This window comes from Dyadobacter sp. OTU695 (genome assembly GCF_038440355.1).
Lineage (GTDB): Bacteria > Bacteroidota > Bacteroidia > Cytophagales > Spirosomataceae > Dyadobacter.
The window spans coordinates 199,168-222,313 of the sequence record NZ_JASATN010000004.1; the positions used below are offsets into that span (position 1 = coordinate 199,168).

A 23,146-nucleotide genomic window follows, 5' to 3' on the forward strand; every position below is an offset into this window, starting at 1 on the left:
ATGGAAACGCCCCTTACCCAGCATATCAGCTTCGACCGGCCCTGCTATAATCTCCGCGATTATGAAAAAAACGGGGGGTATCAGGCGTTGCGGAAGGCGCTATCGCTGTCGCCCGAAAACATCACGAACATCGTGCAGGCGTCGGATCTGAAGGGCAGGGGAGGAGCAGGTTTCAACACAGGTATGAAATGGAGCTTCGTTCCGATGAACGGCCATCACCCGGTCAAGTACCTGATTGCGAATGCCGATGAAATGGAGCCGGGAACATTCAAAGACCGTATGCTGATGGAGGGCAACCCGCATCAGCTGATCGAGGGCATGATTATCTCGGCGTTCGCGATTCAGGCCAACATTTCGTACATATTCCTGCGGTGGGCCTACAAAAAGGCGGGCAGGCTGCTCAGCCACGCCATCGAGGAGGCCTATGCAGCGGGTTATCTTGGGAAAAACATCCTGGGAACGGGCTACAATCTGGAAATGTACCTGCATACGGGCGTTGGGCGCTACATCTGCGGCGAGGAAACCGCTCTGCTCAATGCATTGGAGGGAAAAAGGGCTACGCCGAGGGCTAAACCACCTTTCCCGCAGGTGAGCGGGCTGTTTGGCAAGCCTACGATTGTCAACAATGTCGAAACCCTTTGCAATATCCCGCACATTATTAATAATGGGCCCGATTGGTTCAAAGGCCTGGGAAAAGGGAACGATGCCGGGACGAAAATTTACGGCGTCAGCGGAAGGGTCAAAAGACCCGGCCTGTGGGAACTGCCGATGGGTGTTTCTATGCGGGAATTGATCGAGGACCATGCGGGTGGCATGGCCAACGGATACGGTTTCAGAGGGGCATTACCCGGAGGCGCGTCCACGGACTTTCTGGTGAAGGAACATATGGATATTAACCTCGACTACAAATCCGTTGCCGCTGCCGGCAGCCGGCTCGGCACGGGTACGATGATCATCCTCGATGACCATACATGCCCCGTGGGATTTGTCCATAATCTCGAACATTTCTTTGCGCAGGAATCATGCGGATGGTGCACCCCCTGTCGTGAAGGGCTGCCTTGGACGGAGAAAATACTCCTTTCCATCGAACGTGGCGAGGGTAAGCCGGAGGACTTGAACCTGCTCGAAATGCATACCCGGTTTTTAGGTCCGGGCAACACGTTCTGTGCGCTCGCACCCGGTGCGATGGAGCCGCTGCAAAGTGCGCTGAAATATTTCAGAGAGGATTTTGAAAGACATATCGATCAAAAAAAATGCCCCTGGCGGTAAATATCATGGTACGCATTTACATCGATCAAAAGCCTTACGACGTAAAGCCGGGTAAAAACCTGCTCGAAACATGCCTCGCGCTCGGGCTCGATCTGCCTTATTTTTGCTGGCATCCCGCGATGGGATCCGTAGGAGCATGCCGCCAATGCGCCGTCAAGCTTTTTAAGGACGAAAATGACAAGACGGGCCGGTTGGCGATGGCCTGTATGGAGGGCGTACGGGATAATATGTATCTGTCCGTGAATGACCCCACCGCGCGCGATTTCCGTTCGCAGAATATCGAATGGCTGATGAGCAACCACCCGCACGACTGCGCGGTATGTGACGAGGGCGGTTCTTGCCATTTACAGGACATGACCGTCATGACTGGCCATGCTTACCGTCGTTTCAGGTATCCTAAAAGAACTTATCAAAACCAGTACCTGGGGCCGTTTCTGCACCATGAAATGAACCGTTGCATTCAGTGTTACCGGTGCGTGCGGTTTTATAAGGATTATGCAGGAGGAAAAGACCTGGATGTATTCGCGGCCCATAACCATGTGTATTTTGGCAGGGAAAAGGACGGTATTCTTGAAAACGAATTCAGTGGAAACCTGGCCGAGGTTTGTCCGACAGGCGTTTTTACTGACAAGTCCCTGAGAGAGCATTATACCCGGAAATGGGATATGACCATGGCTCCTTCGATTTGTCAGCATTGCAGTCTGGGTTGTAACATCATCGCGGGCGAGCGGTACGGGGCACTACGGCAAATTACCAACCGGTTCAATGGGGCTGTAAACGGCTATTTCATTTGCGACCGGGGCCGATACGGCTATGAGTTTGTGAACGATCCCGAACGGGTCAGGCAACTTGTCGTTCGTACAGAAAACGAAGGGCCGAACCTGTTCGAAAGCCTGAAAGCCATTTTGGGAGAAGGCCGGATGATCGGTGTTGGGTCGCCGAGGGCTTCATTGGAGGCTAATTTCGCATTGCGGCGCCTTGTAGGGAAAGAACAATTTTACCAGGGCATTCCCGAAAACGAAGCGCGGCTGCTCGACAAAGTATTAGCGATACAGCACAGTGGCCACGTGTATACGCCATCGTTAAAAGAAACAGAATCTGCGGATGTGGTGCTGGTACTGGGTGAAGACCCGACCAATTCGGCACCAAGGCTTGCATTAGCATTGCGGCAGGCGGTACGTACCCAACCATTAGAAGACACCGCCGGATCGAACATTCCGCTCTGGCATGACTCCGCCGTCAGGGAGCTGATCCAGGACGAAAAGGGAGCGCTTTTTATGGCCTATCCCGTTCACACCAAACTAGACGAACTGGCGTCCGGTACGCTTCACGCGGCACCGGAAGATATTGCCCGTTTCGGTTTGGCCATTGCCCATTATCTCGCTGACAATGTAGCCGGGATGTCCAAGCCCGAAGGCATGGATACCCAAACGCTGGAATCGGCCAGGCGCATTGCTGAACTACTTCAAAAAGCGGAAAGACCATTGATTGTGTCGGGAACGACGCTTTTGAATGAAGATATCATCCAGGCCGCGTATCAGATTGGACGGGCCCTGGAACAAGATGAAAAGAAAGCCGGGCTGTTTTTTGTACTTCCCGAATGCAATTCGGCCGGGCTTGCGATGATGCAGGCGCCGTCGCTCACCGTGGCCATGAGCGCTGCGGAAACCGGCGGATTCGCGACGGCGGTTATTTTGGAGAATGATTTATACCGCCGGGCGGAACGATCTGAGATCGACCGTTTTCTAAGCGGATTTAGAAACATCATTGTACTGGATCACCTCCAAAACGACACGACCCGCGCAGCAACCGTCCTGATCCCGGCCGCCACCTTTGCGGAAGGAGAAGGAACGCTCGTCAATAATGAGCTGCGTGCGCAGCGGTTTTTTCAGGTTTTTATGCCTAAAAACGAACACATCCGGGAAAGCTGGCGGTGGCTCGATGAGCTGCGGCAATTTCAGGAAGGTTCGAAGCCTGATGAGCTGCGCGAACTGGATAACCTGCTCGAAGAGCTTGTTGCCGCAATGCCGCAATTTAAAGGAATTGAAAGCGCTGCGCCGCCATCCGATTTCCGGATCAACGGGCAGCGTATCCCAAGGGAACCGCACCGGTTCAGCGGCCGGACAGCAATACTCTCCAATGTGGCCGTAAGCGAACCCAAGCCACCGGAAGATGTAGATTCGCCCCTGTCCTTTACCATGGAGGGGTATCGCGGCATGCCGCCGGCACCACTGATACCATTTTACTGGTCGCCAGGATGGAATTCAGGCCAGTCGGTCCATAAATACCAGAGCGAAACCGGCGGATCGTTACGCGGTGGGGATCCGGGTGTGCGGTTGTCGGGCGAAGGCCTGCATTTTGAGAACGGCTTTCAAAGTCCTGCTCCGCCGGCATTTAAACGCTCGCCGAATGAGATGACACTGGTGCCATTACCACACATTTTTGGTTCCGATGAGCTCAGCGTGCGTTCGGCGTCGGTGGAAAGCCGTGCGCCTCGCCCGTTCATTGCCCTGAACGCCCTTGACGCCGAGCAGCTTGGCGCGGCCGAGGGCGATGTTTTGCTGGTACAGATAGGCGGTCAGGTGTACGATCTTACCGTTGTCAGGAAAGACGAACTTCCCGAAGGTCTGGCAGGGATAGCGTACAATCTGCCCTCGATGTCGGGCATCGCATGGCCTGCGAAAGGCGTCCTAACCAAAGCAATGGTATGAATGAGATTTTGAAATATACATTGACGATCGTCATCATCCTCTTTACGCTGACGACGATCGCGGCCTGGCTGATCTGGCTGGAACGCCGGATGCTGGCGCTATGGCAGGACCGCTACGGACCGAACCGGGCGGGGCCATTTGGTTTGTTCATCGTTGTCGCCGACACGATCAAGTTGTTTTTTAAAGAAGACTGGATACCGCCGTTTGCCGAGAAAGCCATTTTCATTTTCGCACCTGCCATTGTTGCAGCGTCAGTACTGCTGAGTTTTGTCGTGGTACCGTTTGCACCGGATATATTGGTGGCTGATCTGGACATTGGATTGCTGTTCTTCCTTGCGATGTCGTCACTGGGCGTGTACAGCATTGTACTCGGCGGTTGGGCTTCGAATAACAAATATTCACTGCTGGGCGCCTTGCGTGGCGCTTCGCAGATGATCAGCTACGAAGTTTTTATGGGACTTTCTCTGATGGGTGTGGTGATGCTTTCGGGTTCATTCCGGCTGACGGACATTGTGATGGCGCAAAAGGACTTCTGGTTTGTGGTGACGCAGCCGGTGGCTTTTGTACTTTTTCTGACAGCCGGAATAGCCGAAACGCACAGGCTGCCTTTTGACATTCCCGAAGCGGAAAGCGAGCTCGTGGCCGGCTTTCACTCCGAGTACTCGGGTATGAAGTTCGGGATGTTCTTTATCGGAGAATACCTCGGTATCATCCTGATCTCGGCGATGGTGGTCACCATTTTCTTTGGTGGATGGCTGGGGCCGGTATTGCCTCCAGTGGTATGGTTCACGCTCAAAACATTCGTTTTTATCATTTTCTTTATTCTGCTGCGCGCTTCGCTTCCACGCCCACGGTACGACCAGCTGATGGAATATGGCTGGAAAATCATCCTGCCCATTGCCCTGCTCAACCTGCTCATAACCGGTGCATTTACATTGCTGAAAGACTAACCATTAACCCAATGCGTCATGATCAGCTTACTCAGATCGATCGGCCTCACTTTCCTGCACATGTTCAGGAAGCGCGAGACTATCCAGTACCCCGAAGAAAAAATAGTGCCGCACCCGCGCTGGCGGGGCCGCATTGTGCTCACGCGTGATCCCGACGGGGGCGAGCGCTGTGTAGGCTGTTACCTCTGCGCCGCCGCCTGCCCGGTCGACTGTATTTCCCTGCAGGCCACCGAGGATGAAAACGGGAGAAGGTATCCCTCCTTTTTCAGGATTAATTTTTCGAGATGCATTTTCTGCGGGTACTGTGAGGAAGCATGTCCAACCTACGCGATCCAGCTCACGCCTGATTTTGAAATGGGTGAATACAACCGGCAGAATCTGGTGTATGAAAAAGAGGACCTGTTGATCGACAGCCAGGGGAAATACCCGGGTTATAATTATTATAAAGTAGCTGGCCTCGCTGCGGGCGTGAAGGGAAAAGGCGAAGGAGCAAATGAAGAACCGCCTGTGGATATCCGCAGTTTAATCCCGTAAACCATGGAAATCGCCTTTTACATCGCTGGTACCGTCGCCATTGTTGCCACTTTAATGGTTATCACGCGGCACAATCCCGTCCATGCGCTGCTGTACCTGAATGTATCGCTGCTGGCGCACGCCCTGCTTTTTTACCTGCTTGGCGCGTCATTTGCGGCGCTGTTGGAAATCATCATTTACGCCGGGGCGATCATGGTGCTTTTCATTTTCGTAGTGATGCTTCTGAATCTGGGAAAGGAGACGGCTGAGCAGGAACGTAAGTGGTTGAAAGCCAAGGTGTGGGTAGGGCCTTCATTACTCGCTGGGATTCTGTTTGCCGAATTTCTGGTACTCGTTTTATCGTCGGAGCAAAGTACGTACAGCCCGGCCACGGTCAGTCCGCGCGAGGTGGCTGTTTCACTGTTCCGGGAATATCTGATTGGCGTTGAGCTGGCGGCAATGCTGCTCATGGCCGCCGTGGTGGGGGCTGCGCATATCGGTCGCCATAAAAGACTGGTACTACACCGGTTTTTGAAGGAAGAAAACGAGAGGGAAGAAGAGAAACATGAAGAAATGGTGCTATGAAATCATCCGTGTCCGTCGAAGTGGTGGTATTGCTGGCTGGTCTTCTGTTTGCGTTGGGGATCGTCGGGGTAATCATCCGTAAGAATATCATTTTCATGTTGTTGTCGGTCGAGATCATGCTCAATGCGTCCGGTCTGGCATTTGTGGCCGCAGGCTCGCGTTGGGGCCAACCCGACGGGCAGGTCATGTTCGTTTTTATTCTGGCGATGGCTGCCGCGGAGGTTTCCATCGGCCTGGCGTTGATCCTGCAAATCTATCACCAGCATAAATCGCTGGATATAGATAATCTGAAAGAAATGAATGGGTAAGCAACCCGCAAACTGAAAGCGCATGGACAAGTATCTGTGGCTCATACCGGCCCTTCCGCTCGCCGGATTTCTAATCCTGGCATTAGCAGGAAACCATCTTGGGAGAAAATCGGTGGCGACTGTCGGGGCGGGCAGCGTCTGCCTTTCCGCGCTGGTCACTTTTGCAGTCGGCGGCGCATTGCTGTCGGGCATGCCCGAAAACGCTGTATACACACAAACTTTGTGGACGTGGTTCGAGGTGGGCGCGTTTAATGCGAAGATCACCCTCACGCTCGACGTCCTTTCATTGATTTTTGTATTTGTAATCACATTCATCGGCGCGCTGATCCATATCTATTCCACGGCTTTTATGGAGGCGGACCGGGACTATGCACGCTTTTTCGCTAGTATGAACCTCTTTGTGCTCTCCATGCTGACGCTGGTAATGGCCGACAATCTTTTGCTGATGTACCTGGGTTGGGAAGGAGTAGGATTGTGCAGCTACCTGCTGATCGGCTTTTGGTACGAACAACCTGCCAATGGTACTGCCGCCCGTAAAGCATTCACGGTCACCCGGATCGGCGATGCAGCGATGGCTATCGGGTTGTTTATGGTGTTCCAACAGGCAGGTACTTTGGTCATCTCCGACATACAGGCTAATGCCTCGGTGATCTGGCAGCCCAATACCACAATTGTTACCGTGACAGCCCTGCTGCTTTTGACCGGTGGTCTCGGCAAATCGGCGCAGCTACCGTTGCAAACCTGGCTGCCGGATGCCATGGCAGGACCTTCCCCCGTGAGCGCGCTGATCCACGCGGCTACGATGGTGACTGCGGGCGTGTACCTGATAGCGCGCATGCATGCGATCTTCGCGCTTTCTGAAACCGCCCGGCTTGTGATCGCCGTCATCGGCGCGGCCACCCTGCTGCTCGCCGGGTTGACGGCCCTTACCCAATACGATATCAAACGTGTGCTGGCCTATTCGACGATCAGCCAGATTGGCTATATGTTCCTGGCGCTCGGCGTAGGGGCCTGGACGGCGGCGGTGTTCCATTTTATGATCCATGCATTTTTTAAAGCATTACTTTTCCTTGCTGCGGGTGCTATTATTGAATCCCTTCATCACGAGCACAATATGTTTAAAATGGGAGGGCTGAAAGATAAAATGCCTGTTGTCTTCTGGACCTTTCTGGCGGGAGCGATATCCCTTGCCGCAGTGCCGCTCGTCAGCGCAGGGTTTTACAGCAAAGACCAGATACTCTGGTACTCCTGGGCAGCTGATGGCGGTAGTCCGTTATTATGGGCCATAGCTTTGTCGGGTGCATTGATTACCGCCGCATACACCACGCGCATGATGATCCTGACATTCTGGGGCGAATCGCATACGCCGATCGGCCATCAGCCCGGCAAACGGATGACTATGCCATTAGTGGTACTCGCAGTGTTTTCGGTTCTCGCCGGATTTATCGAGCTACCCCATAATTTCGGGCATTTTACGCTCTTTTCAGACTTTTTGCATCCGGTTTTGCCCCAGACAATAATGCGGGAAAATGTCCCTTCTGAATGGTTGTTTCAGCTTCTGGCGGCTTTGGCCACCCTGGGCGGCATATTTCTTGGCTACTATTACTACTACGAGAAACCGGCACGAATCGAGCGCCTTCGCCGGAATGGCCTGCTGGTGGGTCTTTACCGCTTCTGGTTTTCGGGCTGGGCTTTCGACGCACTGTACGACAGCGTGCTTGTCAAGCCATTTATTTTTATCTCAAAAATCAATAAATCGGACATTACCGACAAGCTGTATACCGGCATAGCGGCTATGACCGGTGAAATGTACAAGCTGCTTTCAAAAACGCAATCCGGGTCGCTCCGGTGGTATATCATGGGTCTGGTGGTTGGCGCAATTCTCATCCTGGGTATTCAGATAATGCTATGATGCTGGTTCTTTTGATCACGGTTTTAATGGTTGGGGCTGTTGCGGCAATCGTCGCCGGAGAATGGAGCAGGAACTTACCACGCTGGATCGCTTTGACGGCCTGCATAGTCGGGTCGTTGCTGGTCATATCCATTTGGGCTGATACTTCGGCGTCCAGCCACCCGGTGACGGATGGGCAATGGCTAATGGGTTTCCGCAAAACCTGGATACCATCCTTTGGTATTACCTTTCACCTGGCTGTCGACGGGCTGAGTTTACTTTTGCTGGCATTGACATTTTTTCTGGGGATCCTGGCCGTGCTCTGTTCCTGGAATGAAATACGGGAGAGGACCGGTTTCTATTATTTCAACCTGCTCTGGATCCTGGCCGGAGTTGCCGGCGTCTTTATGGCGATGGACCTGTTCCTGTTTTACTTTTTCTGGGAGGTAATGCTCATCCCGATGTATTTCCTGATCGGTATTTGGGGAAGTGAAAACAGGGTGTATGCGGCATATAAGTTCTTCATCTTCACGCAGGCGAGCGGCTTGCTGATGTTCCTGGCCATATTGGGCTTGTATTTTATCCACGGTCGCGACACGGGTGTTTACACATTCGGATATTTTGAACTGGTCGGTACGGTGATCCCTTTTAAAACCGCTTTCTGGCTGATGTCCGGCTTCATGATCGCCTTTGCCGTCAAGCTGCCTGTCTTTCCATTTCATACCTGGCTGCCCGATGCGCATGGGGAAGCGCCTACCGCCGGAAGTCTCATTCTGGCCGGATTGCTTCTCAAAACGGGGGCGTATGGTATGCTGCGTTTTGTCGTACCGATGTTCCCGGAAGTTGTAACGGATGTGGCGGTTCCGGCCATGGTGCTGGGTGTGGCTGGCATCATTTACGGGGCAGTAATGGCCTATTCGCAAACGGATTTGAAAAGGCTGGTAGCATTTACGAGCGTCAGCCATATGGGTTTTGTGATTACCGGCATTTTTGCATTGAATGAGCTGGCACTGCAAGGGGTTGTCATGCAGTTGGTTACCCACGCGCTAAGTACGGGCGCCTTGTTTTTATTGGCCGGGATGATCAAGGAAAGGCTGCACACGCGCAACATCGAACAAATGGGCGGGCTCTGGGGGCCTATGCCTCAAATGGGTACCATCGGATTGGTCTTTGCGATGGCGTCGCTCGGATTACCGGGTCTGGGGAATTTTGTGGCCGAATTCCTGATCCTGCTCGGTGTTTTTCAGGCCGAGCCCTGGATCACCGCAGTCGCAGCGACCGGACTGATATTTTCGGCCGTGTACTCGCTCCGGATTGTCGGAAAGATATTCCTGGGGCCGCGGAAGACCATGGAAGCAGTCTCCGATTTTTCTGTCAGGGAAATGCTGATTATGGCGGCACTCACGGTTTCGGTGATTTGGCTGGGATTATTTCCGCAACCGGTGATCGATACCGCCAAACCCGCCATTACAGAGCTTATCCGGTTTATGGATGTTCAAAGTGCAGTCCCAGATCATGAGTCTTATGTCAAATAATGATTTTTACGCGCTGATGCCGCTCTTGGTGCTGGCAGGTGCATCTGTCCTGGTGATGTTGCTGATTGTAGCGCGGCTGAGCCACCGCATCATTCAGCTAGTGAGTCTTTTACTCTTTGTCATAGCATTTGCTTCCTTGCTGAATATCCGCGAAATGCTCCCGTATCAGGTAGGTTCGCTGTTAATGATCGATAGCTTTGGCGCTTTTATGATCGGTCTGATCATTTTTTCAGGATTGGCCGTCAACGTGTTTTCCTACATTTACTTTCAGGAAAAAGAGGAAGGGCCCAGAGAATATTATGTTCTGCTTTTCCTGTGTACGCTGGGCGCGTGCGTGCTGGCGGTGAGCAGTCATTTTGTGTCGGCTTTCCTGGGGCTCGAAATCCTTACGGTAGGTCTTTACGCACTCATCGCCTACCTGCGGACGCGGAACCATAGCATCGAGGCCGGCATCAAATATCTTGTTCTGGCCGCATTTTCGTCCGCATTCCTGCTTTTTGGAATGGCCCTGGTGTATTTACAAACGGGTACCGTGTCGTTTGCGGGAATGGCCCATGTGATCACAGCAGCCAGCGTGCCGCCATTACTGCTTACCGGATTGGGCTTTATGCTCGTGGGGTTGGGTTTTAAGCTGGCAGTCGTCCCTTTTCATATGTGGACGGCCGACGTGTACCAGGGGGCGCCTGTACCTGTTACCGCATTCATCGCCACCGCCTCGAAGGGCGGGGTAGTGGCTGCACTCCTGCGGTTTTTTGTGGCTATCGACGGTTTCCGGTCCGAACAGTTACAGACCGTGATGATCGCCATCGCCATTGCCTCCATGGTTGCCGGTAACCTGCTTGCATTGAGGCAAACAAATATCAAGCGGCTTCTTGCGTATTCTTCTATTGCACACCTGGGGTATCTGCTCGTAGCGTTTATTCCGGGAAGCAATGTCGTGCCGCAGGCGGTCAGTTTTTATCTGCTGACTTATTTCATTACGACTTTCGCTGCATTTGGGGTCATTACGATCCTCTCACGTGCGGAATCGGATGCGGAGGAGCTGGAACATTATAGCGCATTGTTCTGGAAGCATCCGGCGCTGGCCTGTATCCTAAGTGTAGCAATGTTTTCGCTGGCGGGCATACCGCTCACAGCGGGTTTTACCGGTAAATTTTATGTGCTGACTACCGGTATCGGCCAGGGACTCTGGCTACTGGCTCTCGTACTGGTGCTGAGCAGTGTCGTCGGACTATACTACTACCTCCGGGTCATTACGATCATGTTCGCCGGAACCCGCGATTTGCTGCCCGAACCGCCGGCCAGGTATCCCGTTTTCCTCGGGATCAGCTTGGCCGTTCTTTCCATCCTAACATTCGCGCTGATCTGGCTGGGAGTTTATCCCGATGGCGTGATTGGTGTTGTTCAGGGGCTTCGGTTGAAGTAACTAAAGGTCCCACTGCTGACTGTAATCAGAGATGGAGGGAAATCAATTTGAATCGGCGTCAACCAATTTTTTTCCCAACTGCTCATGCATGGACAAGAAATCATAACTGTTCCAGGCCTGAGCGATTTTCCCGTTATCTACCTTGATCATACAGATGCCGGGAACGACCACAATTTTATTTGTGGCGACATGAGTGGCTGTAATGACGGTTCTGGCCGCCTCCATGTCGTCCTGCGAAACAACGTCTTCTACGGTGATCCTGACAGGATCAAATTGAGCTTTGAAGGCCCTGAAAAAGAGCTTGAAACCAGGAGCTCCTTTTAAATTGCCTTCGGTTTCAATGCCTTGAAAATCGGCAGTTTGGGTCATCAGTCTGCCGATAGCGTCCTCACTATTTTGATTCCAGACCTGCTCAAACCATTGGTATAGCACAGTAGATGTAATATCACGCATGACGCAGTAGTTTAGTTGAGGTGTTTTTACTGTTGTAAAGCACTGTAAATGATTGTTTTACTGCTTATCTGTTATTTCAACCTTACTAGCGGGTGGTTCAGGCCATTTACATCATTTTTGACGATTTTATATTTGTCCAGACTCTTAAACAGCTGGGTCAATGTTTTAAATCCGTAGGTGCGGGCATCGAAGCTGGGGTCAATTTTTCGGAGTGAGGATCCTATTTTGGAGATAAATGCTTCTTCTTCCTCGTTGGCAGATATTTCGAATGCCTTGTCGATAATGCTTGTATCAATTTTGGGATACTTGCGTTTGGTATCCTGCTTTCTAGGCTCTTTTTTAACGATTTCTTTCGGGGTGACGTCGACTTTCAGCGGCTCGGGTTCCTCTGCATTCGCGTCCAGTTCAACCACGAGGTTTTCGCTGAATGTAAAGATCTCGCAGGAATTCACGAACGCGATGGGTGTAGTTTTCCGCCCGATACCCATTACGAAAAGTCCTTCTTCCCTGATTCTCTTGGCTAGTCCCGTGTAATCGCTGTCGCTGGAGACAATGCAAAAGCCCTCAACGCTTTTGCTGTGCAGGATGTCCATCGCATCAATGATGAGCGAACTATCGGTTGAGTTTTTACCTGTCGTGTATGAAAACTTCTGGATGGGGCTAATCGAATGCTGATTGACAATTTCCTTCCAGCTGTTCATTTGGGACGATGTCCAGTCGCCGTATATGCGCCGGATAGTTGCTTTACCATACTTTGAAACTTCTTCCAAAGTTTCCTTCATCAATTTGGCCTGCGCATTGTCCCCATCGATCAATACGGCAATGTTGAATTTGGTTTCACTCATGGGCTAGAATCATTTTCCAACCCCAACTTACAGAATATATTCCATTGGGCAGCGTATCGGTTAGGCGCGATACCGGAATGGTTTCCACCCCGATAGCGCAGCCCCGGGTTTTCTATTCGGCCAGCACCGGCGTCCGGTAGGAATAATGTCTTTGCTGCCGGCCTGATCAGGCTATTGGAACCAGCTACGATAATGGTTGCAGTTAAGATAGACAATTTATACCGGCAAGCGGCTTTGCGGCACGGCTACGGAGCATATTCGCGGGTTAAAACCGCTGCGAAATTTACCTTTCGGATAATTGAGGAAAATCATTCGGCGGCAGCATAACCCGCCCTCGCCGATCTTTCGTGGGTTCCGCATCTGCATAAAGCAAGAGTAGTTCTGTCAATGCGTTGCGGCTTAGGCGCTGCATCCCCTGGCAGGATCTGGCTCTTCCGGGGTCAATAAACGGAAAGATGAACCAGCATTTGTCGGATGTCTGGGATTTTTCGGGCAATTTCCACTTTCCTTGCGTTGCCAGAATGTTGGCCGTAACGGTGGCTACCAGATCTTCATTCAAGCTTCCCCTCGCATAAACGCTGTCGACGGCCCCCAAGCCGTTTACCCGGAAAAAGAAAAGCGATATTTTTAAATAGCATCCGTGATCGCCGGCGTTGTAATCGGCATTTCGGCTGAGATACCTGCTCAGGGAAATATCTTCACCCCAGGCAGCCGCTTCGGCTCTAAGTCCTATTTGAAAGGACGGCTGCCAGGCCTGGGCGTTCGCCGCGCACGTTATCAGTACTAAAACTAACGAGAGCCAGCTCACAGTTGCATTGTGGATGAGGTAGTGATGAGCACCCAACGTGAATCTGGTGCGGGAGGCAGCGCGATCTTGCATTTCAGGGCGTCGATGCCCTTCGGAGAAATCAGACGGTGTTATTTCTTTACCCATTCTGTAACTAATGATGCTATACGTATTTACTCATAACCAGTAATTTGGCAGGAATGTTTCCTTTTGTTACCTATAAGTGACAAGTTCTAACCTTAAACATTCCGGCTATGAGATGCACATGTTTGCTTATTATCCTGCTATGGTCACAGGTTTCGATTGCGCAAAGTGACGGCTACACCATCCAGGGTAAGCTGGAAAACACAAAGTCCAACAAAATTTACTTCTACATTGCTGATATCATATCCGAGACTGTCCGGATTGATTCGACAGCGGTGAAGGACGGGGTTTTTAGTTTTAACGGCAATACTCAAACGCCCATGAAAGCGATTCTGTTTTCGGTCCCCGACAATAACCGACTGGATTTTTTCATCGAGCCGGGTAAGATCAAAGTGGAAAGCAAGGACTCGTTGCACAACGCCACCGTGAGCGCGGGGAAATTAAATGCCGACTTTGCAGTATTAAAAAAGATCACCGATGTAATTGAGACTGACCTGCGAAAATACAACCAGGCTATGCAAGCAGCTATCGCTGCCTCGCCGGAGAAAAAACAGGATCCGGAATTTCAAAAGACATGGGATACTAAAAGGCAATCTTCGAGTGAACAGCTAAAGAAGGCTTACCTTGATTTTACAAAAGACAATCCGGATAATATGGCAGCTGTTTTTGCGATCGCTAATGTGGCTGGCCAGAACACCGATCTGGCTGTTGTTAACCCCCTTTTTCAAAGCCTTAGTGAGTCGGTCCGTAATAGCGCGCTAGGTAGGGTTTACGCTGATAAGCTCGATAGACTGACGAAAGTGAGCATTGGTGCGCCCGCGCCCGAATTTACACAAGCCGACACGGCGGGCAGGGCCGTGTCATTGAAGGATTTCAGGGGTAAATATGTTCTGATCGACTTCTGGGCGAGCTGGTGCGGCCCTTGCAGGGCGGAAAATCCCAACCTGGTGAAAGCCTATGAACAGTATAAAGACCAGAACTTTACGGTACTGGGCATTTCACTGGACAAGCTGACGGCGAAAAACGCCTGGCTAAATGCAATTAAAAAGGATGGCCTGCCCTGGACCCAGGTTTCCGATTTGAAAGGTTGGGACAATCAGGTCTGCAAATTGTACGGCGTGGAATCGGTCCCTAAAAATTTCCTGGTAGATCCCGATGGAAAGATCGTCGCGAAAGATTTGCGGGGACCAGAACTTAATCGGAAGCTATCAGAAATACTGGGCGGGAAAAAGTGACATATTTGTGGTGAACAAATGCGAATCGCAAATAAGTATGAAGTGGATTACCCGAGAGCGTCCCAAAATCGACAGGATTGCTTGCCCCTGGCTGATCAGAAGGTTCATCGATCCGGATGCAATTTTCTATTATGTGCCTTTTGAGCAGGTCCAAACCAAGGCAGCCGAGCTGGATGCGATCCCGTTTGACATTCCCGGCGTGGAGTTTACCCACTATGAAGATCGTTGTACTTTCGATTACTTCATCGAAAAATTCAATATAGACGATCCGGCAGTTAAGGACATGGCTCCGGTAATCCGGGGAGCCGATACCGATGCACATTCGATGGCAGCGCAGAGCTCGGGGCTTTGGGCTATTTCGGCGGGACTGAGTTTCAACTTCGGTGATGACTATGAGCTGCTGGAAAAAGGAATGTTGATTTACGATGCCCTGTACAGCTGGGCGAAGCATTTGCAAAAGCAAAGGCACACCCAAAGTCCGACGGAAAAGCTTTTGCTCGAAGTTTTTAACGCCTATAACCGGGAGAAGTCGTTACAACGCGGCAAGGCCCCGGAATGGGCCAGACAGCTCAAAGAAATTATCCAGGATCAGATCGACACCAATCTGAATTTGAGCCTGAAAGAAGTTGCCGCGGGGCTCGATATGAATCCTGCCTACGTTTCACGGGAGTTTTCCAAGTATTTCAGCGATATGTCTTTCGGAGACTACATCAGAAAGCTGCGCATCGAGAAGGCTATTGAATTGCTTACCAATACCTCAAACAGTCTGGCTGAGATCGCTTACCTGACCGGCTTTTCAGACCAAAGCCATTTCAACCGCATATTCAAGCAGCACACAGGGCAAAATCCATCCGCTTTTCGAAAATCTTTGGCCAAAAAGTAAACTTTGTACAAAAGGGTTATTTCTGTTCTATTTTTTGAGTTCTCGACTGGCTAGTATTGCGGGTATGGAAACCCTGACGCACCCTGAAACAGTTCGATACAGCCTGACAGCGCTTACCAAGTACTTTCTCAGACTCGGAACCCTTGGCTTTGGCGGGCCCGTAGCCCTGGTCGGCTATATGCACCGGGATCTGGTCGAAGAGCGCAAGTGGATCACCGAAGAAGAGTACCGGGAGGGGCTGGCGCTCGCGCAACTTGCGCCCGGCCCTCTTGCCGCACAGCTGGGTATCTACCTGGGGTATGTCCACTACGGGGTTTGGGGCGCTACGCTTACGGGTTTGAGCTTTGTGCTTCCCTCGTTCATCATGGTGGTGCTGCTCGGGATTGCCTATAAGTTGTACGGCGGCCTTGCCTGGATGCAATCGGTATTCTATGGGGTAGGCTCCGCGGTGATCGGCATAATTACACTAAGCTGCTATAAGCTTACCATCAAGTCGGTCGGCAAACTGGAAGCGCAGGCCATCAAAAGCCGCTGGCTACTGTGGTTGTTCTTCATTGTAACGGCAGTTGCGACAGCGATAACCCAGCGGGAGGAGGTTTGGCTTTTTATTATCCTGGGCCTGGTTTACATGATCATTAAAGCACCACCGAAGTGGATCAGAAGGCAGAGTACTTTGCCATCTGTTGTGCTTTTGGTCGGCGCGGGGTTCTGGCAGTTTGATGCCACAAAACTCTGGCAGCTGGGGCTGTTTTTTACGGAAGCGGGTGCATTCGTGTTCGGAAGCGGACTGGCCATTATTCCGTTTTTACAAGCCGGCGTGGTAGGCGAAATGGGCTGGCTGAATGAGCAGCAATTTTTGGATTCGGTCGCTGTGGCCATGATCACGCCGGGACCTGTCGTGATTACCGTCGGGTTTATCGGTTTTCTGGTCTCCGGGTTTGCCGGTGCAAGTGTAGCGGCATTGGGCGTATTTCTCCCATGTTTTGTATTCACAGTGCTTCCAGCGCCCTATTTCAGGAAGATATCCAAAAATGAAAGCATCAAGGCATTTGTGGATGGGATCACCGCGGCGGTTGTGGGCGCGCTGGTAGGATCGGTGGTGGTGATTGCCACTCGGTCTATTGTCGATCTCACATCGGCGGTTATAGCGCTGGCATCGATTTTAGCACTGGTTTATCTCAAAAAAATCCAGGAGCCTTACATTATCCTGGCTGCGGCCATCATCGGCTATTGCATTAAAACTTATTTATAATCTTATCCTTTCCAATGACCAAAAAATATTTACTGGCACTCATTTTACTCTTTTCAGTCCCTGCCCTCGCGCAGAAGCAGGTCAACAAGCTCAGCGGTGTCTGGCTGGGCTATTTCAACCAGACAAGGCTTTCCAACAAGTGGGGTTTATGGCTGGACGTCCACGCCAGGCGCACGGATTTTCTCGACCGGTGGGCGACTCAGATCATCCGGCCGGGTGTAACCTATTTCGCAAACGACCACCTGCGCTTCACGGTGGGGTATGCTTACGCCCGAAGCTATCCAGCGGCAGGGCTTCATACGGTCCGCCCTGAAAACAGACTATGGCAGCAGGTGCTTTGGACCAGCAGGCAAAAGCGTCTGCAAACCCAGCAGTGGATACGCATCGAAGAGCGCTTTAACCGGAAAATCGCCAATGACCAGCTCCAAGACGGCTACAATTTTAACTTCCGCTTCCGGTACCTGATAAACCTGATGGTGCCTTTGAACCGCGATTTTATTGAACCTAACACGCTTTTCTTTGCCTTTAATGATGAGATTCACATTAATGCCGGAAAACAAATTACCTATAACCTATTCGACCAGAACCGGCTATTCTTTGGATTGGGTTATCAGTTCACCAAAGGTTTGAACATTCAGGCAGGCTATATGAACCAGTTCCAGCAGCTGCCGTCGGGCAACCATTTCAACAGTAACAACGTGTTACGCATTTTCGCGTTTCATAATCTGGATTTCCGTCGCTGACGACTTCCCCGGGACGGGGGAACTGTCAGCGGTCAATGCTCATGCTCCCCGCCCGAGTTGGTCATTTTAGCCAGCACGAAAAACGCCCCTTTGACTACCACCCTTGCATTCTTTGGGATAGGTTTCAACAATGTGATTTCAGTGTAGCCAATATCGGTCGTGCCTTTCGCGACGGGTATTTTTTCGAAGGTAATCTCTTGAACTTCGATCTCTTCGTCCTTTTTTGATTGGTCGTGCGGGGCGGCAGCGATGAAAATGTAATCCTGTCCCTGGTAATTGACGACCGCGTCGGTGGGTACAGCCGGAACCGTGGCTTTTTCAAGACTTACGGCCGCAGTAATGTTCATACCGTCGATCAGGCCTGTTTTATTGCCCATCACTTTCGCATGTACCGAAACGGCTTTGCTTTCGCCTTCAAAAGAAGACCCCAGGGAGAAAATCCGGGCGTCGTATTCCTTGCCGGGCGCGTTAGTGAGGGTGAAGTGGATAATCTGGTTGTTGCGGATTTTGGGCAGGTCCTTTTCATAAACGAACAGATCCAGGTGAAGCTGGCTGTTGTCGACGATTTCGGCAATGGGCGAGGTTAAATCCACATAGCTGCCAATCTGGGCAGTAACGCTGCTTACCACTCCGGATATGGGACTTTTAACGGAAAGGACGGAAACCAGCTTTCCGCTGCTGATTTTCGACGGATTGATGCCCATGAGCCGGATCTGTTGGGTCAATGTGTTAATGCGCGTCCGGAGTGTTTTCATTTCCGTGGCCGCCGTTTGAAAATTTTTCAATGCGCCCGCATTTCCTGCCGAGAGTTCCTTCTGACGGTTGTATTCAAGCTCAGCCAATTCGATCCGGTCATTTACCGCGACATATTCTTCCTGCAACCGCATGAAATCGGGATTGGCAAGCGTGGCGATAATCTGCCCTTTTTTAACGTTCTCGCCGGGCTGTATCCGCAATGTCTGGATTACGCCGTTGTACAGGGTGTTGACCGTCGCCCTGTTCTGATTGGGGACTTTCAGGGTACCGTTCGCTTTGAGCGCCGCGGTGAGCTCCTTTTCTTCGATCAAACCCATTTCCACGCCGATGCTTTTGATTTGTCCGGCAGTTAAGCTGGTTGTGCCGGGGTTTGTATGCGTCTCATGGTCACTTTCCTCGGCAGGCAAATCTGCTTTCAGTTCTTCTTTCTGGTCTGCGCCTTTTTCTCCTTTGCAACAAGCAAGAAGAAGCAGGGAAAAAAGCAGGCTCTTTATGATTAATAGCTTTTTCATTTTTTATCGATTCAGAAAATAATTGAATTGTATAACCGACTGGTTGTAAGCATTCAGACTATCCAGGTAGTTGCGACGGATGTCGATTGCCTGCGTGAGAAATTGCGACAGTTCCGCAAAACTGATCTCTCCCTGCCGGTAAGCAAGGGTCGATGATTTGATAATTTCCGCAGCCTGCGCAAGTCCGGTTGTTTCATAGTAGTCCAACAAAGCCAGGTTTTTTTCAACCTCCTGCCGGGTCTGGGCTAATTGCATCTGCAACAGCTGCTCTGCATAGGTGAGCTGGCTTTGCTGAACGTCGACCTGTGCCTTCGCCGCTTTCACGCGGTTACGATAAGCGCCCGAACCCAGGATCGGGAAAGCCGCGGTCACGGAAAACCCGGTGTACGGATCGCTGAGCCCGTACAAGCGCTGGGAAAAGAACCGGCCCGAAAAATCCGGCCTGTTCTCGTTCCGGGCTACAGCGACGCCGGCGCCGGCAATGGCAAGATTCCTTTTTTCAAGCTCGATCAGCGGGTGGGGTGCCTGTGAGACCGATTCAGGCAATGGCAGCTTTTGCAGCGCACTATCGGCCGGCAGGTAGCGCTGTTCGACATTCAGCAGTTGCATCAGAAGTTGTTGCTGGATCCGCACCTCGGTTGTAGTCTGGGCGATGAACGCTTTCAGCTCACGCGAACGGGCGGTTGATGCGACGCTATCCAGGCCGGGCGTATCGCCGGTGCGGACCCGGAGTTTTGTCGTCTGATTGAGCGCTATGTAAATGCTGTCCAGGCTTTGCAGAAGTTTACCTTTATCCTGCAAATACCAAAGCTGGTAGTATACCGAGCGAATCTCTCTTTTCAGGTTCGTGCCGATCAGCGTGCCGCTCACTTTTGTGGCCTCAAGCTGTTGTTGGTAAAGGTTCTTTTGAGATTTATAAAGTCCGGGCCAGGGTAGGCTTTGAGAAAGACCGATTTTTAAAATACCCCTGCTGTCTGTTGGCCTGAGGTCTTCATTCTCTGCAAAAACACCGGTTTTAGGGATCAGGCCAGCGGATTTGACCTGGTATTCCCCTTGTTGCACAGCTTTTCTGTTCACTTCCAGTTCCAGGTTGGATTTGCTGGCGTCCAGAAGCTGCTCGATCCGTACGCGTTGGTCGGGGAGCGTGGTATGCTGTGCCCGCGCATGGCCGGATGTCGTCAGGAGCAACGCGCACATGGCGGCGGCTGCACCGGCTATTTTCCCTTTTGGCTTTTCAAACAGGATGTAAAGCAACGGCAGGACGACCAGCGTCAAAAAGGTAGCTGAGACAAGCCCGCCGATTACGACGGTTGCCAGAGGTTTTTGCACTTCACCGCCGGCCCCGGTAGAAAACGCCATAGGAAGAAAGCCCAGCGAGGCCACAGTGGCTGTCATCAACACCGGCCTTAGCCGCATTTTAGTTCCCTCCAGAACACGTGGGATAAGCTTGTCGAAACCGCTTTTTTCGAGCTGGTTGAACGTGCTGATCAGTACAATGCCATTCAGCACAGCGACACCAAAGAGCGCGATGAAGCCCACTCCCGCCGAAATACTGAATGGCATGCCCCTGAGCAGCAATGCAAAGACGCCTCCGATCGCGCTCATCGGGATCGCCGTATAGATCAGCAGCGATTCTTTGAACGAACCGAATGTGAAGTAAAGCAGTATGAAAATGAGAGCCAGTGCGATCGGTACTGCGATTTGCAGCCGGGCCGTTGCTTTTTGCAAGTTTTCAAATGTGCCGCCGTAGGTGTAGTAATAGCCCGTAGGAAGCAGGTTAGCGGCCGAGAGCCTGGCCTGGATATCCTCTACAACACTTTGAACATCCCGGCCACGTACGTTGAAACCGACCACGATACGACGTTTGCCATCTTCACGACTGATCTGCGCGGGCCCTTCCTTGAAGGATATCGAAGCAACTTGCGAAAGCGGAATCTGCGTTCCGTCGGCCATGGCCACAAAAAGGTCGCTGACGTCCTTGATCGAAGAGCGATTGGCGCTATCCAGGCGAACGACCAGATCAAACTTGCGTTCGTTTTCAAAGACTACGCCTGCGGCCTCGCCTGCGAATGCCGTGCGGACGGTTTGGTTGATATCCCCGATATTCATTCCGTAAGCGGCGATTTTGGCGCGGTCGTACTGGATCGTGATTTGCGGAAGCCCTGTGGTGCGTTCGATCTGAGGGCTGGTTGCGCCCTGTACACTTTGCAATGCCTGGGCCACCTTCGGGGCGATGGCAGCCAGCGTATCGATGTTTTCTCCAAAAATCTTGATGGCGACATCCTGTCTGACGCCCGTCATCAGCTCGTTAAAACGCATTTGAATGGGCTGGTTGGGTTCAAAAAATACACCCGGGATCACTTCCAGCTTTTCCTGGATCATATTGGCCAGTTCGGTGTAGCTTTCGGTGGTGGTCCACTGGTCCTTGGGTTTGAGGACGACAATGAGGTCGGTTGCTTCCGGAGGCATCGGATCGGTGGGTACCTCGGCGCTACCTGTTTTTCCAACGACCATTTTTACTTCCGGAAATGATTTGATAATCCTGCTGGCCTGCATGGACGTTTCTACACTTTGTGTCAGAGATGTCCCCTGGGGTAGGATACAGTGGAATGCATAGTCCCCTTCTTCGAGTTGGGGGATGAACTCGCCACCCATTTGTGAGAATAGGAAGATGGTCACTGCAAGAACGGCTACCGTTGCCGAAACGATCGCTATGCGAAAACGGATCGCAAGGACAAGAATGGGTTGATAGGCAGCCTGAATGCGGTCCATCATCCTGTCGGAAAGGGTCTTTGTAGATGAAATGGTCTTCGGCAAGACCAGCGCTGCCATCATCGGAATGTAAGTTAACGACAAGACGAGCGCCCCCAGGATGGCGAAGGATACCGTTTCTGCCATTGGCCTGAACATTTTCCCCTCGATGCCTACCAGTGAAAGTATAGGGATGTAGACGATCATAATGATAATCTCGCCAAATGCCGCGCTGCTCCGGATCTTTGAAGCAGATTCAAAGACTTCCTGGTCCATTTCATCCTGGGTAAGTTTTTCTGCTGTTTTTCGAAGCGCCAGATGATGCAGTACGGCCTCGACGATGATTACCGCGCCGTCGACAATTAACCCGAAATCGATCGCGCCAAGGCTCATCAGGTTAGCGGAGACACCAAACGCGTTCATCATACCCAGCGCGAAAAGCATAGCGAGCGGGATGGCAGAGGCGACGATCAGCCCGGCGCGTAGATTGCCCAGGAACAGCACAAGTACAAAAATAACGATCAGCGCCCCTTCAATCAGGTTAGTTCTGACCGTACTCACGGCCCTGTCGACCAGGTCTGTCCTGTCCAGATAGGCTTCGACTTCCACATCGGCGGGGAGCGATTTTTTGATCGTCAGCATTTTGGCTTTGACCCGCTCGACTACCGCAGCGCTGTTGGAGCCTTTCAGCATCATGACAATGCCCCCGACAACTTCTTTTTCCCCATTGTAGGTCACCGATCCATAGCGAACGGCATTGCCTAAACGTACGTCGGCTACGTCGCGGACCAGCACGGGGATACCGTTCACATTTTTGACAACGATAGTCCGGATATCATCCAACGAGGAGACAAGCCCGATGCCGCGGATGAAGTATGCGTTGGGTTTTTTGTCGATATACGCTCCGCCCGTGTTCTCATTGTTTTTTGCCAGGGCGGTAAAAATATCGGCGATTGTGACGTTCATTCCTTTCAGCCTCTGAGGGTTTACGGCTACCTCGTACTGTTTGAGAAGGCCGCCAAAACTGTTCACTTCGGCAACGCCTTTGGTACCGTAAAGCTGACGGGCGACGATCCAGTCCTGCATGGTACGCAGGTCCATTGCCGAGTACTTATTCTCTGAGCCCTTTTTGGGATGAATAACATATTGATAGACCTCTCCAAGGCCCGTGCTAACCGGGGCGAGTTCGGGCGTTCCGAGGCCTCTTGGGATTTTCTGCTCCGCCTCTTTCAGCTTTTCATTGATAAGCTGACGGGCGAAGTATATATCGATGCCGTCTTCGAAAACGACCGTGATAACCGACAATCCGAACCGGGAAATTGAGCGCATTTCAACCAGGTCGGGCAGGTTGGCCAGGCTTTGTTCGATAGGGTAGGTCACCAGCTGCTCGGTTTCCTGTGCGGCCAGGGTAGGCGTCAGCGTGATGACTTGTACCTGATTATTGGTAATGTCGGGCACGGCGTCAACAGGAATCTGCGACGCGCTCCAAAGCCCCCACACAACAAGCCCGAGCGTAAAAATGCCCACGATAAGCTTATTGCGGATCGAAAAATGAATGATTCTATCCAACATTTTGAATGTAACGTGAAAAGTGTGC

General features: G+C 51.7%; 18 protein-coding genes. 13 read left to right on the forward strand and 5 right to left on the reverse strand.

Annotated elements, in window-relative coordinates; translation table 11 throughout:
* The 9 genes from nuoF to AAHB90_RS10985 are packed head-to-tail and all read left to right on the forward strand — an operon-like array spanning position 1 to position 11,188.
* Positions 1–1,269, forward strand: a complete 1,269-nt coding sequence (nuoF, locus tag AAHB90_RS10945; RefSeq protein ID WP_342085063.1) for an NADH-quinone oxidoreductase subunit NuoF — start codon at positions 1–3, stop codon at positions 1,267–1,269.
* Entirely contained in the window at positions 1,254–3,980 is a 2,727-nt protein-coding gene (gene nuoG, locus AAHB90_RS10950) for an NADH-quinone oxidoreductase subunit NuoG (RefSeq protein ID WP_342085064.1), read from the forward strand. The genes nuoF and nuoG overlap by 16 nt, the downstream gene beginning before the upstream one ends.
* Positions 3,977–4,930 carry an NADH-quinone oxidoreductase subunit NuoH gene (gene nuoH, locus AAHB90_RS10955; protein ID WP_342085066.1) on the forward strand — a complete coding sequence of 318 codons (954 nt, stop codon included), beginning with the start codon at positions 3,977–3,979 and terminating at the stop codon, positions 4,928–4,930. The genes nuoG and nuoH overlap by 4 nt, the downstream gene beginning before the upstream one ends.
* Before the next feature lie 18 nt (positions 4,931–4,948).
* On the forward strand, positions 4,949–5,464 hold the full coding sequence (nuoI, locus tag AAHB90_RS10960; RefSeq protein ID WP_342085067.1) for an NADH-quinone oxidoreductase subunit NuoI: 516 nt from the start codon (positions 4,949–4,951) through the stop codon (positions 5,462–5,464).
* 3 nt (positions 5,465–5,467) lie between these two features.
* Complete coding sequence (gene nuoJ / locus AAHB90_RS10965) at positions 5,468–6,028, forward strand: NADH-quinone oxidoreductase subunit J (RefSeq protein WP_342085069.1); 561 nt, start codon at positions 5,468–5,470, stop codon at positions 6,026–6,028.
* The gene (nuoK, locus tag AAHB90_RS10970) at positions 6,025–6,336 is read left to right on the forward strand and encodes an NADH-quinone oxidoreductase subunit NuoK (protein ID WP_342085070.1); all 312 of its coding nucleotides are present in this window, start codon (positions 6,025–6,027) and stop codon (positions 6,334–6,336) included. Before nuoJ ends, nuoK begins: the two co-directional genes overlap by 4 nt.
* A gap of 22 nt (positions 6,337–6,358) precedes the next feature.
* On the forward strand, positions 6,359–8,248 hold the full coding sequence (nuoL, locus tag AAHB90_RS10975; RefSeq protein ID WP_342085071.1) for an NADH-quinone oxidoreductase subunit L: 1,890 nt from the start codon (positions 6,359–6,361) through the stop codon (positions 8,246–8,248).
* On the forward strand, positions 8,245–9,762 hold the full coding sequence (locus tag AAHB90_RS10980) for a complex I subunit 4 family protein (protein ID WP_342085072.1): 1,518 nt from the start codon (positions 8,245–8,247) through the stop codon (positions 9,760–9,762). The genes nuoL and AAHB90_RS10980 overlap by 4 nt, the downstream gene beginning before the upstream one ends.
* Positions 9,752–11,188, forward strand: a complete 1,437-nt coding sequence (locus AAHB90_RS10985; protein ID WP_342085073.1) for an NADH-quinone oxidoreductase subunit N — start codon at positions 9,752–9,754, stop codon at positions 11,186–11,188. The genes AAHB90_RS10980 and AAHB90_RS10985 overlap by 11 nt, the downstream gene beginning before the upstream one ends.
* A 42-nt stretch (positions 11,189–11,230) precedes the next feature.
* Here AAHB90_RS10985 and AAHB90_RS10990 read toward each other — a convergent pair whose 3' ends face one another.
* From AAHB90_RS10990 to AAHB90_RS11000, 3 genes are all read right to left on the reverse strand, one after another.
* Positions 11,231–11,641 carry an ester cyclase gene (locus tag AAHB90_RS10990; protein WP_342085074.1) on the reverse strand — a complete coding sequence of 137 codons (411 nt, stop codon included), beginning with the start codon at positions 11,639–11,641 and terminating at the stop codon, positions 11,231–11,233.
* Between the two features lie 71 nt (positions 11,642–11,712).
* On the reverse strand, positions 11,713–12,486 hold the full coding sequence (locus tag AAHB90_RS10995) for an NYN domain-containing protein (protein ID WP_342085076.1): 774 nt from the start codon (positions 12,484–12,486) through the stop codon (positions 11,713–11,715).
* A gap of 283 nt (positions 12,487–12,769) precedes the next feature.
* On the reverse strand, positions 12,770–13,420 hold the full coding sequence (locus tag AAHB90_RS11000) for a hypothetical protein (RefSeq protein WP_342085078.1): 651 nt from the start codon (positions 13,418–13,420) through the stop codon (positions 12,770–12,772).
* A 107-nt stretch (positions 13,421–13,527) separates the two neighbouring features.
* Between AAHB90_RS11000 and AAHB90_RS11005 the strand changes: the two genes are divergently transcribed.
* The 4 genes from AAHB90_RS11005 to AAHB90_RS11020 all read left to right on the forward strand — a co-directional run bounded on the left by AAHB90_RS11005 (position 13,528) and on the right by AAHB90_RS11020 (position 17,530).
* On the forward strand, positions 13,528–14,652 hold the full coding sequence (locus AAHB90_RS11005) for a TlpA disulfide reductase family protein (protein WP_342085080.1): 1,125 nt from the start codon (positions 13,528–13,530) through the stop codon (positions 14,650–14,652).
* A 37-nt stretch (positions 14,653–14,689) separates the two neighbouring features.
* The gene (locus AAHB90_RS11010) at positions 14,690–15,535 is read left to right on the forward strand and encodes a chromate resistance protein ChrB domain-containing protein (RefSeq protein ID WP_342085082.1); all 846 of its coding nucleotides are present in this window, start codon (positions 14,690–14,692) and stop codon (positions 15,533–15,535) included.
* A gap of 64 nt (positions 15,536–15,599) precedes the next feature.
* Positions 15,600–16,787, forward strand: a complete 1,188-nt coding sequence (locus AAHB90_RS11015) for a chromate transporter (protein ID WP_342085084.1) — start codon at positions 15,600–15,602, stop codon at positions 16,785–16,787.
* Between the two features lie 14 nt (positions 16,788–16,801).
* The gene (locus tag AAHB90_RS11020) at positions 16,802–17,530 is read left to right on the forward strand and encodes a DUF2490 domain-containing protein (RefSeq protein ID WP_342085085.1); all 729 of its coding nucleotides are present in this window, start codon (positions 16,802–16,804) and stop codon (positions 17,528–17,530) included.
* A gap of 32 nt (positions 17,531–17,562) precedes the next feature.
* On the opposite strand, the gene AAHB90_RS11025 is transcribed toward AAHB90_RS11020, so the two are convergent.
* Both AAHB90_RS11025 and AAHB90_RS11030 read right to left on the reverse strand, forming a co-directional pair.
* A complete protein-coding gene (locus AAHB90_RS11025; protein WP_342085086.1) occupies positions 17,563–18,798 on the reverse strand; it encodes an efflux RND transporter periplasmic adaptor subunit in 1,236 nt (411 codons plus the stop codon).
* Positions 18,799–18,801: 3 nt separating this feature from the next.
* Entirely contained in the window at positions 18,802–23,121 is a 4,320-nt protein-coding gene (locus AAHB90_RS11030; protein ID WP_342085087.1) for a CusA/CzcA family heavy metal efflux RND transporter, read from the reverse strand.
* Positions 23,122–23,146: the final 25 nt, after the last annotated feature.

Bases quoted from the DNA above. Each gene is read 5' to 3' on its own strand.
- nuoF (WP_342085063.1), top strand. From the start codon at position 1: ATGGAAACGCCCCTTACCCAGCATATCAGCTTCGACCGGCCCTGCTAT.
- nuoG (WP_342085064.1), top strand. From the start codon at position 1,254: ATGCCCCTGGCGGTAAATATCATGGTACGCATTTACATCGATCAAAAG.
- nuoH (WP_342085066.1), top strand. From the start codon at position 3,977: ATGAATGAGATTTTGAAATATACATTGACGATCGTCATCATCCTCTTT.
- nuoI (WP_342085067.1), top strand. From the start codon at position 4,949: ATGATCAGCTTACTCAGATCGATCGGCCTCACTTTCCTGCACATGTTC.
- nuoJ (WP_342085069.1), top strand. From the start codon at position 5,468: ATGGAAATCGCCTTTTACATCGCTGGTACCGTCGCCATTGTTGCCACT.
- nuoK (WP_342085070.1), top strand. From the start codon at position 6,025: ATGAAATCATCCGTGTCCGTCGAAGTGGTGGTATTGCTGGCTGGTCTT.
- nuoL (WP_342085071.1), top strand. From the start codon at position 6,359: ATGGACAAGTATCTGTGGCTCATACCGGCCCTTCCGCTCGCCGGATTT.
- AAHB90_RS10980 (WP_342085072.1), top strand. From the start codon at position 8,245: ATGATGCTGGTTCTTTTGATCACGGTTTTAATGGTTGGGGCTGTTGCG.
- AAHB90_RS10985 (WP_342085073.1), top strand. From the start codon at position 9,752: ATGTCAAATAATGATTTTTACGCGCTGATGCCGCTCTTGGTGCTGGCA.
- AAHB90_RS10990 (WP_342085074.1), bottom strand. From the start codon at position 11,641: ATGCGTGATATTACATCTACTGTGCTATACCAATGGTTTGAGCAGGTC.
- AAHB90_RS10995 (WP_342085076.1), bottom strand. From the start codon at position 12,486: ATGAGTGAAACCAAATTCAACATTGCCGTATTGATCGATGGGGACAAT.
- AAHB90_RS11000 (WP_342085078.1), bottom strand. From the start codon at position 13,420: ATGGGTAAAGAAATAACACCGTCTGATTTCTCCGAAGGGCATCGACGC.
- AAHB90_RS11005 (WP_342085080.1), top strand. From the start codon at position 13,528: ATGAGATGCACATGTTTGCTTATTATCCTGCTATGGTCACAGGTTTCG.
- AAHB90_RS11010 (WP_342085082.1), top strand. From the start codon at position 14,690: ATGAAGTGGATTACCCGAGAGCGTCCCAAAATCGACAGGATTGCTTGC.
- AAHB90_RS11015 (WP_342085084.1), top strand. From the start codon at position 15,600: ATGGAAACCCTGACGCACCCTGAAACAGTTCGATACAGCCTGACAGCG.
- AAHB90_RS11020 (WP_342085085.1), top strand. From the start codon at position 16,802: ATGACCAAAAAATATTTACTGGCACTCATTTTACTCTTTTCAGTCCCT.
- AAHB90_RS11025 (WP_342085086.1), bottom strand. From the start codon at position 18,798: ATGAAAAAGCTATTAATCATAAAGAGCCTGCTTTTTTCCCTGCTTCTT.
- AAHB90_RS11030 (WP_342085087.1), bottom strand. From the start codon at position 23,121: ATGTTGGATAGAATCATTCATTTTTCGATCCGCAATAAGCTTATCGTG.